The organism is Tistrella arctica, assembly GCF_039630945.1.
Classification (GTDB): domain Bacteria; phylum Pseudomonadota; class Alphaproteobacteria; order Tistrellales; family Tistrellaceae; genus Tistrella; species Tistrella bauzanensis.
This window is the reverse complement of sequence record NZ_JBBKTV010000014.1, coordinates 26,419-37,320: the sequence shown is the minus strand read 5'-3', so window position 1 is coordinate 37,320 and position 10,902 is coordinate 26,419. Positions and strand designations below refer to the sequence as shown.

Genomic DNA, 10,902 nt, shown 5'->3' with positions numbered 1-10,902 from the left:
AGTGATGTCTGATCGGGGCCGGCACGTATCTGTCACCGATGCCGTTTGTTGACCGCCTTGGCGATCCGGTCGCCGACCGACTGCACCAGTTGCACCAGCACGATCAGCAGCACCACCACCGCGATCATCATCTCGGGCATGAAGCGCTGATAGCCATAGCGGATGCCCAGATCGCCAAGCCCGCCGCCGCCGACCGCGCCGACCATGGCCGAATAGCCGATCAGCGACACCACCGCCAGCGTCAGCCCGTGCACGATGCCGGGCAGGGCCTCGGGCAGCAGCACCTTCAGCACGATCTGCAACGGCCTGGCACCCATGGCGTGGGCGGCTTCGATCAGGCCGCGATCGACCTCGTGAATGGCGCCTTCCACCAGCCGGGCGATGAACGGGATCGCGGCCACGGTCAATGGCACGATCGCGGCCGAGGTGCCGATAGAGGTGCCGGCCACCAGCCGGGTGAAGGGGATGATCGCCACCGCCAGAATGATGAACGGGATCGAGCGGGTGGCATTGACGACCGCGCCCGCGATCCGGTTCCAGGCCGGCGCGCCATAGAGCCGGCCACGGCCGGTGACCGCCACCGAAATGCCGAGCGGACCGCCGATCAGGGTGCCGATCAGGGTGGCGACGGCGACCATATAGGCGGTCTCGCCGGTCGCGCGCAGCAGCAGGTCGATCAACTGCGGCGGGAAGACTGCGTTAAACCACTGGAACATGATCTGTAATCCGTGCATCGAGGCCGAGGCCGTTGATGAAGTCGACGACAGTGGCCCCGCGGGCCTCGCCGCCGGGCACTTCCACCAGCATCAGGCCGAAGGGGCGACCCTGGATGTATTCGATCCGGCCATGAAGGATGTTGACCGAAATGCCGCGATCGGTGGCCAGCCGGGCGATCGCCGGCTCGAAGGCGGCATCGCCCTTGAACACGATCCGCACGACGGCATTGCGGCCGGCGCCGGCGGGCAGGGCGGCACCCGCGTCGAAGCGGCGCTTCAGGCCTGAGGGGATCGCGAGATCGACCTCGCTGGACACGAAGCTGCGGGTGGTTGCGTGTTTCGGGTCGGTGAACACGTCATAGACCGGCCCCTGTTCGATGATCCGGCCGGCTTCCATCACCGCCACCCGGTCGCAGATCTCGCGGATCACGCCCATCTCGTGGGTGATGGCGACCACGGTCAGGCCCAACCGCTGCTTCAGATCGACGATCAGCGACAGGATCTGCTGGGTGGTTTCAGGGTCGAGCGCCGAGGTGATCTCGTCGCAGAGCAGCAGTTCCGGGCTGTTCGACAGCGCCCGGGCGATGCCGACGCGCTGCTTCTGGCCGCCGGAGAGTTCCGACGGATAGCGGTCGGCCTTGTCGGCGAGGCCGACCATGTCGAGCAGCGGCGCCACCCGGCGGCGGCGTTCGGCACGCCCGACACCCGCCAGTTCCAGCGGCAGGGCGACATTGTCGAACACGCTGCGCGACGACAGCAGATTGAAATGCTGAAACACCATGCCCATCCGGCGGCGGCCGGCGATCAGCCCGGCGCGATCCAGCGCCATCATGTCGACGCCGGCCACCGTTACCCGGCCCTGGGTCGGCCGCTCCAGCAGGTTGATGCAGCGCACCAGCGTGCTTTTGCCGGCGCCGCTGCGGCCGATGATGCCATAGATTTCGCCGGCCTCGACCGTAAGGTCGATCCCGTCCAGTGCCGAGACGGCGGTCGCGGTGCCGCGTGCGGCATATCTCTTCGCGACCCCTTCCAGCGTGACCATTGCGGTCATGCGCGCATGTCCTTCCGTCCAACCGGTTCGCGGATCGTGACGCGCCGGCGGCCCCTGAACCGCGGACACAAAAAAATCCCGCGGGCGGTCGGCTGCCGGCGGGATCGATCCGCCTCTCTTTAGCGGCATTTTTATAAAGGCGCCCCGCAAGCTGAAGCCTCAAATCGGCGCCATGTCCAGACCATAATCCACGCCATTGCTTGTTGAAAGAAACGAATGCGCATATGCGGCATGTGAATGTCGCATGGTGGACCTGAGAGCCGGATCATGCTTCAAGATGGCCTCACGGGCAGCCGGCTTCACCGGCACGCGGCGATCGCCGTATCGGCTGATGCCCGCAGCGATGAGGGATATGATGAGCTACACGGTCAAGGAGTTGTTCCTGACCTTGCAGGGCGAGGGCGCGCAGGCCGGTCGGGCCGCGGTGTTCTGTCGCTTTGCCGGGTGCAATCTGTGGTCGGGGCGCGAGATGGACCGGGCGGAGGCGATCTGCCGGTTCTGCGACACCGATTTCGTGGGCGCTGACGGCAGCGGCGGCGGCCGCTTCGCCAGCGCCGACCAATTGGCGGCGGCGATTGCCGCCTGCTGGGGCGATGGACGGCCGCACCGCTATGTGGTGTTCACCGGCGGCGAACCGCTGCTGCAACTCGATCCGGCATTGATCGCCGCGGTCAAGGCGCGGGGCTTCGAGATCGCGATCGAAACCAACGGCACGATCGCCGCACCCGACGGCATCGACTGGATCTGTGTCAGCCCCAAGGCCGGGGCAAGGCTGGTCCAGCGCCGGGGCCAGGAACTGAAGCTGGTGTTTCCGCAGGCCGGGCTGATGCCCGGCGACCTGGACGAGATGGCCCTGGGCGACCTCGATTTCGTGCACCGCTGGGTGCAGCCCATGGATGGTCCGGCGCAGACGCGCAACACCGAAGCGGCCGTCGCCTGGTGTCTGGCCCATCCGGGCTGGCGCCTGAGCCTTCAGACCCACAAGCTGATCGGGATCGCGTGATGTTCGAACTGTCCAAGCAGTTCCGCTTCGAGGCGGCCCATACCCTGCATCGCGCGGTCGATGCCGAACCCAGCCGTCGCATTCATGGCCATTCCTACCGCGCCGAGGTGGTGATCCGCGGCCGCCCCGATCCGCTGAGCGGCATGGTGCTCGACCTTGGCCTGTTTGAGCGCGCGCTAGCTGACGCCCGCGACGGGCTGGATCATCGCCTGCTTGATGAGGTCGCGGATCTGGGGCCTGCGACCATGGAGAACCTGGCCGGCTGGATCTGGCGGCGGCTGGCGGGCAGGCTGCCGAGGCTGGCCCGGGTGACCGTGCACCGCGACAGCACCGGCGATATCTGCACCTGCCTCGGGCTGGACGAGGTGGCGGCATGACCGCGCCCGACCGTGCCGCCAGCCTCCCGGCACGGACATCCGGCGCCCTGGTGCTGTTCTCAGGCGGCCAGGACAGCGCCACCTGCCTTGCCTGGGCGCTGGAGCATTTCGAGCGGGTCGAAACCCTGGGCTTCGATTACGGCCAGCGCCACCGGGTGGAACTCGACTGTCGGCAGGTGCTGCGGGCCGGCATGGTGGCGATGAACCCGCGCTGGGCCGCGCGGCTGGGCGATGACCACACCCTCGATCTGGGGGTGCTGGGCGCGATGTCGGAGTCCAGCCTGACCCGTGCGGTCGAGATCGGCCTGCGTGATGACGGCCTGCCCGATACCTTCGTGCCCGGCCGCAACCTGATGTTCCTCACCTTCGCCGCGGCGCTGGGTTTCCGACGCGGGCTTGACCATATCGTCGGCGGCATGTGCGAGACCGATTATTCCGGCTATCCGGATTGCCGCGACGACACCATCAAGGCATTGCAGGTGGCGCTGAACCTGGGCATGAACCGGCGCTTCGTGCTGCACACCCCCCTGATGTGGATCGACAAGGCCGAGACCTGGGCGCTGGCCGCGCGGCTGGGCGGGCCGGATCTGGTCGATCTGATCGTTGCCGACAGCCATACCTGCTATCTGGGCACCCGTGGCGAACGCCATGACTGGGGCCATGGTTGCGGCACCTGCCCGGCATGTGTCTTGCGCGCCGATGGCTATCGGCGGTATCGAGAGGCCGGGCACAATGTAGACGGGGCGTGACGGCAATGGAGATGCGGGGGTTTTTCGCGATCGGGCTGGAGGCGGTGACCCGGCCGATGAATGCCGGCACCCTGTTCCGGGCGGCCCATGCCTTCGGTGCCGCCTATGCCTTCGCCATCTCGGATGCGGGTCTGACCCGCAAGGCGGCCCAGGCGGATACCTCGACCTCAAATCGCCATCTGCCGTTCTTCCGGCTGCCGGCGATCGAGGGGCTGATGCTGCCCGACCGCGCCATGCTGATCGGTATCGAGATCGACGACGCCTTGGACAGCATGCCCTATATCCCCCACCCAGAGCAGGCGGTCTATCTGATCGCGCCGGAGGGCCTGTCGGCCGACGCCCGCCGGCGGTGTTCGGCGGTGGTGCGCCTGCCGGGGCGGCTGGCGCTCAACCCGGCGATGGCCGGCGCGCTGGTGATGTATGACCGCATGCTGATCCATGGCCGCTTCGCGCCGCGCCCCGTGGCATCGAGCGGCGTGCCGGGGCGCGGCGCCGGCGCCCGCCACAACCAGGACTGACCGGCAAAGACGGGGGCGGAGGCGTCACGGATGGGGCCGGCGGCGCGGGATGTCATCCGATGCGGGCTCACTGCCGCCCAACCGCGTGAGGCGACGGGCGCCTTCCCGCTCGATCAGCGCCTTCAGGGCCTCGCGCACCAATGCCGACGTCTCGGTCAGACCGGTGCAGGCCTGTGCCTTTGCCAGCAACGCGTCATCGACGGCGATGGTGGTGCGCATGGTCCGGTCTCCAGTGTCATGCATTGATCGTGGCGTCGAACGATGCTGCAATCAATGTCGTTCACGATGGCTCAGGGTCGGCCGGCCGCCATACGCTTGGAAGGTGCTTCGATGACGATGTGCAGGTGCCGGTTGCGAGCGGCCGCTTTGCCAGCGCTGGCTAGGTGCTTCAAGAGGCGCTGCGGCTGATGACGGTTCGGGATCGGCAACTTGCGGCGCTGGATGCCGCCATAGACCGTGGCCTTGAAGACGAGCGTGCCGGCAGATTGCATGATGCCGACGCCGTCCTCGACGAGCTTGATGCCCGCTATGCCAGCATGAGCGAACAGCGGGCTCAGCATCCGACGCCTTGACGTCCGTGACGGCTCCGGCGGGCCGGAGCCGTCACCTACGCGTCACGCCCCCTGCCGCAGCAGGAACTTCTGAAGCTTGCCGGTGGGGGTGCGGGGCAGGGCGTCGACCACGCGGATGATGCGCGGGATCTTGTAGCGGGCGAGGTTGGCGGCGCAATGGGCCTTCACCTCATCCTCGTCGATGGTGGTGTCGGCCCTGGCGACGATGATCGCGGTGACCGTCTCGCCCCATTCATCGTGCGGCGTGCCGATGACCGCGACCTCGGCAATGGCCGGATGGCCGGCCAGCACGTCTTCCACCTCTTTGGAATAGACGTTCTCGCCACCGGTCACGATCATGTCCTTCAGCCGGTCGATGATGAACAGATAGCCATCCTCGTCGATGCGGGCGAGGTCGCCCGATCGATACCAGCCGTCATGGAAGGCGGCGGCGGTGGCGTCGGGATCCTTGTGATAGCCCAGCATCATCGACTGGCAGCGCAGCCAGATTTCGCCGGTCTCGCCGGGGCCGGCCTCGGTATCGGTGTCGCGCATGACCTTCAGGTCGCAGCCGCTGACCGCGACCCGGCCGATCGATCCGGCCTTGGCAATCTGTTCCTCGGGGTAGAGTGCGGTGCCGGTGGGGCCGGTCTCGGTCATGCCGAAGACCTGATAGAACCGGTCGGATCTGTAGCGCTCGGCCAGCATGCGCGCGGTGCCGGCATCGATCGGCCCGCCGCCATAGATCCAGGCCCGCACATGCGACAGATCGATGCTGTCGAAATGCGGCAGCATGCGCGGCGGCATCAGGAAGGCGATCGGCGCGCCGAAGAACAGGGTGCAGCCTTCGTCATGCATGGTCTGGACGAAATGCAGCGGGTGATATTCGGGCAGCAGCACAACGCTTGCGCCGACGAAGATGCTGTTGATCAGCATGTTGTTGAGCGGAAAGCTGTGCCAGACCGGCATCGCCAGCAGCACCCGGTCGCTGGGCCCCAGACCATAGACCAGACTGGATCCCACCCCCGCCAGCAGGACATTGGCATGGCTGTGCAGGCAGCCCTTCGGCCGGCCTGTGGTGCCGGAGGTATACAGGATCTCGACCGGATCGGTATCGGCCATGGTCACCGGGCTCGGGCCGTCACCGGGTGCCACACCGGCGAACAGGCCGGGCAGGTCAGCGTCATCGGCTGCATCCAGCGGCCGCACGACCGCCGCACCCGCGATGTCGGGGCCATGGGCGAGGTCGCGATCGACCAGCCACAGCTTGGCGTCGCTGTGATCGAGGATATAGGCGGTTTCGGGGCCGGCGAGCTTGTGATTGATCGGCACGGTCACGGCACCGGCACGGACCGCGCCGAAGAAGGCCACCACCCAGTCGATGGTGTTGCGGCCCTGAAGCGCCACGGCATCGCCGGGGCCGATGCCCAGCGCCTGAAGGCGGGCGGCGGCGTCGCTTGCCGCCGCATCCAGATCGGCGAAGCTCAGGCGCCGGTCGCCCGCGACCAGCGCCTCACGGGTCTTGAACTTGGCGGCGGCGCTGGCGAGCACCGCGTCGAGCGTCCACATGAATGTTCCCTCCCTGGGAATGGTGCGTCCGGCTCCGTTGCGGAGCGTTGTTGTTCTGGTGCTCAAGGTGTGTCGTGAGGCTCAGGCGGCCCGCTCGTCATGGCGGCGGTCGGCGGTGCCCATCGCCAGATGGCCGAGGGCATCGCCGCCCAGATCGCCGGTTGCCGGCTGGACCAGCGGCTCGCGGGTGATCAGCATGGCGGCGGTCAGCGCGCTGCCATCGCCCTTGGCGGCGATCCGCCAGTCGGCGGCCTCGGCCTGAAGCGTTGCCTGCACGCAGCGCGCAAGCCCCCAGGCCAGACGACGGCCGTCGGCTTCGGTCGGCTCCGCCAGCAGGGGCGACAAGGTCGCAAAACCACGGCCGATGGCCTGGCGGACCGGATCGAGGGCCGGCGCCCGCAGATCGGCCAGCCGGCGCTGCATCTCCTCGACCAATGCGCCGCCCAGATCGGTGGTGGTCAGCACCCGCAGCACGTCATGGGCCAGCACCGAGGTGGTGCCCTCCCAGATGCAGTTGACATGGACATTGCGCAGAATGCGCGGGATGCCGGTGTCCTCGACATAGCCGGCGCCACCGAAGCTTTCCAGCAGCTCGCTGGTCGCCCACACACCCTGACGGGCAGAGGCCAGCTTGGTGAGCGGGGCCAGCAGCCGGGCCAGGCCGGTGTTGTCGCCATGTTCGGCGGCGCCCATCACCCCGGCGGTGTGGAAGGTCAGCGCCAGCATCGCCTCGTATTCGGCGGCGATGCGCGCGATCCAGCCCAGATGGATCGGCTTTTCGGCCAAGGTCGAGCCGAAGACCCGCCGGCGGCCGGCATAATCGCGCGCCAGCGCCAGCAGATGGCCGGTGCCGGCCGGGCCGCTCCACGACGACCACAGCCGGGCGATGTTCAGCAGCCCGCCCATCTTGCCGACACCACGCCCGATGCCACCGACCGGCACGCCGATCATGTCCTTCAACTCAAGCTCCGCCGTGGGCAGGGCGCGGGTGCCCAGCTTGTCCTTCAGCCGGCGGACCTCGATGCCATTCCAACTGCCATCGGGTTTTTTCAGCTCGACCAGGAACAGCGACAGGCCGCGGCTGCCGGGGGCGGCACCCTCGGGGCGCGCCAGCACCAGCGCCATCTGTGAGGTGGTGGCGGAAGTGAACCATTTCAGGCCGTTCAGCGCATAGCGGCCATCGCCGAGCGGTCGGGCGGTGGTTTCGCTCTGCCCGACATCCGAGCCGCCGGCGGCTTCGGTCATCCACTGGCCCGAGGTCCAGCCGCCCTGGCGTGCGGTGAGCTTCGGCACATAGCGTGCCGCAAGTTCGGGATCATGCTCGCTCAACAGCCGGGCGGCGCCATCGGTCATCACCAGCGGGCAGGTGGCCATCGCCGAGACCGGATCATACAGATTGACCATGCCTGCCTGGATGATGCGCGACCAGGGACCGTAAGGCGCCTCGTATGGCAGCGCCACCAGCCCTTCTTCCTGGCCGATCGCAACCAGCCGCAGCCACGAGGCGTCGACATCCACCCGGTCGACCCGGCGGCCCCAACTGTCGAAGGCGGTGTGCTCGGGCTCGTGGCGCTCGGCCTGATCGGCCAGCGGCGCCAGTTCGGCGGCGGCTCGGGCACCGAACCGGTCGAGCATCACCTGCGCGTCTTCAAAGGCATCGCGCGGCACCAGCCGTTCAATCGTGTCGCGCAGGGCCGGATCGGTGCGGAACCGGTTGGTGATCTGCGGCGGGTCCTGAAAGAAGCGGGTCAATGGAGGTCTCCTTGGGCAGATATGTCTGCGGCAGATCAGGGCAGCGTGGCTGCCAGCGGTAGCTGTGCCATCCGGACGGGCGCGCCATCGGGCCGGGGCCCCAGCGCCTGAACGCAGAAGCGGGTGACGGTGCCGATCAGGTGGTCGGCATCGGCCGTGGCCGTGGGCGTCGTCAGCGGGCCGGCCATCGCCTCGGCGATCGCGCCGACGATCGCCGAGGCCAGGATGTCGGCGTCCTGGGGCATGACCTCGCCCGCGGCGACGCCGTCGCGGATGATGCCCGCGAAGATGTCGCGGTAAGGCGGGCGATAGCGCAGCCGTTCGGCCTCGATCGCCGGATCGACCGGTTCGGCCAGCAGCGCCCAGGCCAGCTTCGGCCCCTTCAACGCGCGCCGGGCAAAGGTTTCCACCACCGCCGCCAGACGGTCGCGCGCCGCGCCGGGCAAGGCGGCGGCACGGGCGCAGGCGTCGATCTCGCGCTGGCTGGCGCGGCGGAACACCTCTTCGAACAGATCGGCCTTGGACGGGAAATAGCGATAAAGCAGCCCGGTCGAAACCTGCGCCTGCGCGGCGATCGCCGGCATGCTGGCAGCCGCATAGCCGCCGCCCGCCACCAGGGTGAGGGCGGCGGTGACGATGTCCTCGCGGGTCCGGGCAAGCCGTTCCTCGACCTTTTTCGTGCGTCGATATGCCATGACAAAGAGTGAACCATCTTTCATTTCTTGTTGCAAGCGCTCTGAGGCAGCCGTAGAGTTTGTGCAATCACAAGAAGAGTCGAGCCTCACCGGGAGTTGAAGTCATGGACCGATTTCCACACGAACCCAGGTTCCCACACGAACCCTATGCGTTCGGCTGGTATCAGATCGATTATGCCGATCAGCTAAAACCCAACGACGTCAGACCGTTCCGGGCCTTCGGCCGCGAATTCGTGCTGTGGCGCGACGGCGAGGGCACGGCCCATCTGTTCGATGCCTATTGTCCGCATCTGGGGGCGCATCTGGGCCATGGCGGCCGGGTGCAGGGCACGGAGCTGCAATGCCCGTTCCATGGCTGGCGCTTCGATCAGGCGGGGCGGTGCAGCGGCATTCCCTACAGCCCCGACGCCCGGCTTGGCGGATCGCGCGCCGTGACCGCATGGCCGGTGGTGGAACAGAACGGCCTGCTGCTGGGCTGGTGGCATCCGGAGGGACAGGCGCCGGGCTTCGAGACGCCGGTGCTGCCGGAATATGGCCATCGCGGCTGGTCGCGCTATCGCCGGCATCACTGGCGGGCCAACACGGTCTGGCAGGAGATTCAGGAGAACATCGTCGACAGCACCCATTTTCATTATCTGCACGGGGTCGACAGTCTGGCGGTGGTGGATCGCTGCCAGCCGACGGGGCCGGTGCTGGACGTGAACATCCTGCACCGGTTCCGGACCCCGGCCGGGCTGCAGGACGGTTATATCCAGACCACGCTGTATGGTCCGTTCTTCGCAACCGTCCGCTTCAGGATCGGCGATGTCGCCGAAATTCTGTTCGTCGATGCGGTGACGCCGATCGATGACGGGATCGTCGATGTTCGCTTCAGCCTGCTCGCCCGACTTGAGGGCGTGCGGATTCCGGATATGAGTCTCGCTCTGGTTGATGAAGCCATTAAACAGGTGAGCGAGGATGTGCCGATCTGGAACCATAAGATGCATTGGGCGACACCAAGTCTTGCGCCCGGTGATGGACCCGTGATGAAATTCAGAGCCTGGGCAAAACAGTTCCGCAACTATAAAGACGCTGGGAATACAACTTTAAATGAGCAATTTGCCACAGTCTGAACAACTTTACGTTTATTCCTGGCAAGGGGAGGGCGATGTCCTGTCCTCTCCCCTGGCGCGGGGGCCGTGGAGCGAGACGGCCCAGCACGGCGGCGCGCCGGCGGCTTTGCTGGCGCATGCGGCCGAGCGCATGGTCGGCGAGCCGGGCTGGTTTCTCAGCCGGATGACCATGGAACTGTTGCGCCCGGTGCCGGTGGCGCCGCTGAGGATCGTGGCGACGGCCGGGGGCGGTCGGTCGGTGCAGCGGGCCGGGCTGTCGCTGATGGCCGGGCAGCAGGAGGTCGCGCGCGCGGTCGCGGTGATGATGCGCGAAGAGGCGCTGGATCTGTCGCCGCCCCGGACCGATGGCCCGGGCCTGCCGCCGCCGGCGGATTGCAGCGAACCGGTGCGTATTCCGGGCATGCCGGAGGTGCCGTCCTTCCACTACACCGCCATGGAGTCGCGCTGCGCCACCGGATCGGTCCGCCGGCCGGGGCCGGCGGCGGTGTGGTTCCGCCTGGCGGTACCGCTGGTGGCGGGCGTGGCGAATTCACCGGCGATGCGGGTGATGGCGGCGGCGGATTTCGGCAATGGCATCAGTTGGACTCTGCCGCCCGACCGCTTCACCTTCGTGAACACCGACCTGACCGTGCATCTGCACCGGGCGCCGGTGGGTGACTGGGTGGGGGTGGACGCGACCACGGTGATGCAGCCGCATGGTGTGGGCCTGACCACCGCGCGGCTGGTGGACGAGGCCGGGCCGATCGGTGTGGCCATGCAGGGGCTGGTGGTCAGAAGCCGGGCGGCCGTGGCCGCGTGACGCAGAACGG

Annotated in this window: 13 protein-coding genes; 6 read left to right on the top strand and 7 right to left on the bottom strand. The window is 67.6% G+C overall.

Annotated features, from left to right (window positions below):
• Positions 1-32 precede the first annotated feature (32 nt).
• On the bottom strand, positions 33-716 hold the full coding sequence (locus tag WG924_RS24580; RefSeq protein ID WP_345935688.1) for a methionine ABC transporter permease: 684 nt from the start codon (positions 714-716) through the stop codon (positions 33-35).
• A complete protein-coding gene (locus WG924_RS24575) occupies positions 700-1,767 on the bottom strand; it encodes a methionine ABC transporter ATP-binding protein (protein WP_345935687.1) in 1,068 nt (355 codons plus the stop codon). The genes WG924_RS24580 and WG924_RS24575 overlap by 17 nt, the downstream gene beginning before the upstream one ends.
• A 355-nt stretch (positions 1,768-2,122) precedes the next feature.
• Here WG924_RS24575 and queE point away from each other — a divergent pair, with 355 nt between their 5' ends.
• From queE to WG924_RS24555, 4 genes are read left to right on the top strand one after another with little or no spacing between them, the layout of a single operon-like run.
• Positions 2,123-2,770, top strand: a complete 648-nt coding sequence (queE, locus tag WG924_RS24570) for a 7-carboxy-7-deazaguanine synthase (RefSeq protein WP_345935686.1) — start codon at positions 2,123-2,125, stop codon at positions 2,768-2,770.
• Entirely contained in the window at positions 2,770-3,147 is a 378-nt protein-coding gene (locus tag WG924_RS24565; RefSeq protein ID WP_345935685.1) for a 6-pyruvoyl trahydropterin synthase family protein, read from the top strand. Before queE ends, WG924_RS24565 begins: the two co-directional genes overlap by 1 nt.
• Positions 3,144-3,896 carry a 7-cyano-7-deazaguanine synthase QueC gene (gene queC / locus WG924_RS24560; RefSeq protein WP_345935684.1) on the top strand — a complete coding sequence of 251 codons (753 nt, stop codon included), beginning with the start codon at positions 3,144-3,146 and terminating at the stop codon, positions 3,894-3,896. Before WG924_RS24565 ends, queC begins: the two co-directional genes overlap by 4 nt.
• A gap of 11 nt (positions 3,897-3,907) precedes the next feature.
• Positions 3,908-4,414: a TrmH family RNA methyltransferase gene (locus WG924_RS24555; protein ID WP_345935683.1), complete on the top strand. Its 507-nt coding sequence runs from the start codon at positions 3,908-3,910 to the stop codon at positions 4,412-4,414.
• A 24-nt stretch (positions 4,415-4,438) separates the two neighbouring features.
• On the opposite strand, the gene WG924_RS24550 is transcribed toward WG924_RS24555, so the two are convergent.
• From WG924_RS24550 to WG924_RS24530, 5 genes are all read right to left on the bottom strand, one after another.
• On the bottom strand, positions 4,439-4,633 hold the full coding sequence (locus WG924_RS24550) for a type II toxin-antitoxin system VapB family antitoxin (protein ID WP_345935682.1): 195 nt from the start codon (positions 4,631-4,633) through the stop codon (positions 4,439-4,441).
• Positions 4,634-4,704: 71 nt separating this feature from the next.
• Positions 4,705-4,974, bottom strand: coding sequence for a hypothetical protein (locus tag WG924_RS24545; RefSeq protein WP_345935681.1), 270 nt, complete (start codon positions 4,972-4,974; stop codon positions 4,705-4,707).
• A 54-nt stretch (positions 4,975-5,028) separates the two neighbouring features.
• Positions 5,029-6,534, bottom strand: coding sequence for a class I adenylate-forming enzyme family protein (locus WG924_RS24540; protein ID WP_345935680.1), 1,506 nt, complete (start codon positions 6,532-6,534; stop codon positions 5,029-5,031).
• Between the two features lie 81 nt (positions 6,535-6,615).
• Positions 6,616-8,286, bottom strand: a complete 1,671-nt coding sequence (locus tag WG924_RS24535; RefSeq protein ID WP_345935679.1) for an acyl-CoA dehydrogenase family protein — start codon at positions 8,284-8,286, stop codon at positions 6,616-6,618.
• A gap of 35 nt (positions 8,287-8,321) precedes the next feature.
• Positions 8,322-8,981 (bottom strand): TetR/AcrR family transcriptional regulator, encoded by a 660-nt coding sequence (locus tag WG924_RS24530; RefSeq protein ID WP_345935678.1) that lies wholly within the window; start codon positions 8,979-8,981, stop codon positions 8,322-8,324.
• 104 nt (positions 8,982-9,085) lie between these two features.
• On the opposite strand from WG924_RS24530, the gene WG924_RS24525 reads away from it, so the two are divergent.
• Together WG924_RS24525 and WG924_RS24520 are read left to right on the top strand one after the other, a co-directional pair.
• Positions 9,086-10,093, top strand: coding sequence for a Rieske 2Fe-2S domain-containing protein (locus WG924_RS24525; RefSeq protein ID WP_345935677.1), 1,008 nt, complete (start codon positions 9,086-9,088; stop codon positions 10,091-10,093).
• Entirely contained in the window at positions 10,071-10,892 is an 822-nt protein-coding gene (locus WG924_RS24520; RefSeq protein WP_345935676.1) for a thioesterase family protein, read from the top strand. Before WG924_RS24525 ends, WG924_RS24520 begins: the two co-directional genes overlap by 23 nt.
• Positions 10,893-10,902 lie beyond the last annotated feature (10 nt).

What these genes read in the sequence shown, in the direction of transcription:
- WG924_RS24580 (WP_345935688.1), bottom strand. Translation starts at nt 716, where the DNA reads ATGTTCCAGTGGTTTAACGCAGTCTTCCCGCCGCAGTTGATCGACCTG.
- WG924_RS24575 (WP_345935687.1), bottom strand. Translation starts at nt 1,767, where the DNA reads ATGACCGCAATGGTCACGCTGGAAGGGGTCGCGAAGAGATATGCCGCA.
- queE (WP_345935686.1), top strand. Translation starts at nt 2,123, where the DNA reads ATGAGCTACACGGTCAAGGAGTTGTTCCTGACCTTGCAGGGCGAGGGC.
- WG924_RS24565 (WP_345935685.1), top strand. Translation starts at nt 2,770, where the DNA reads ATGTTCGAACTGTCCAAGCAGTTCCGCTTCGAGGCGGCCCATACCCTG.
- queC (WP_345935684.1), top strand. Translation starts at nt 3,144, where the DNA reads ATGACCGCGCCCGACCGTGCCGCCAGCCTCCCGGCACGGACATCCGGC.
- WG924_RS24555 (WP_345935683.1), top strand. Translation starts at nt 3,908, where the DNA reads ATGCGGGGGTTTTTCGCGATCGGGCTGGAGGCGGTGACCCGGCCGATG.
- WG924_RS24550 (WP_345935682.1), bottom strand. Translation starts at nt 4,633, where the DNA reads ATGCGCACCACCATCGCCGTCGATGACGCGTTGCTGGCAAAGGCACAG.
- WG924_RS24545 (WP_345935681.1), bottom strand. Translation starts at nt 4,974, where the DNA reads ATGCTGAGCCCGCTGTTCGCTCATGCTGGCATAGCGGGCATCAAGCTC.
- WG924_RS24540 (WP_345935680.1), bottom strand. Translation starts at nt 6,534, where the DNA reads ATGTGGACGCTCGACGCGGTGCTCGCCAGCGCCGCCGCCAAGTTCAAG.
- WG924_RS24530 (WP_345935678.1), bottom strand. Translation starts at nt 8,981, where the DNA reads ATGGCATATCGACGCACGAAAAAGGTCGAGGAACGGCTTGCCCGGACC.
- WG924_RS24525 (WP_345935677.1), top strand. Translation starts at nt 9,086, where the DNA reads ATGGACCGATTTCCACACGAACCCAGGTTCCCACACGAACCCTATGCG.
- WG924_RS24520 (WP_345935676.1), top strand. Translation starts at nt 10,071, where the DNA reads ATGAGCAATTTGCCACAGTCTGAACAACTTTACGTTTATTCCTGGCAA.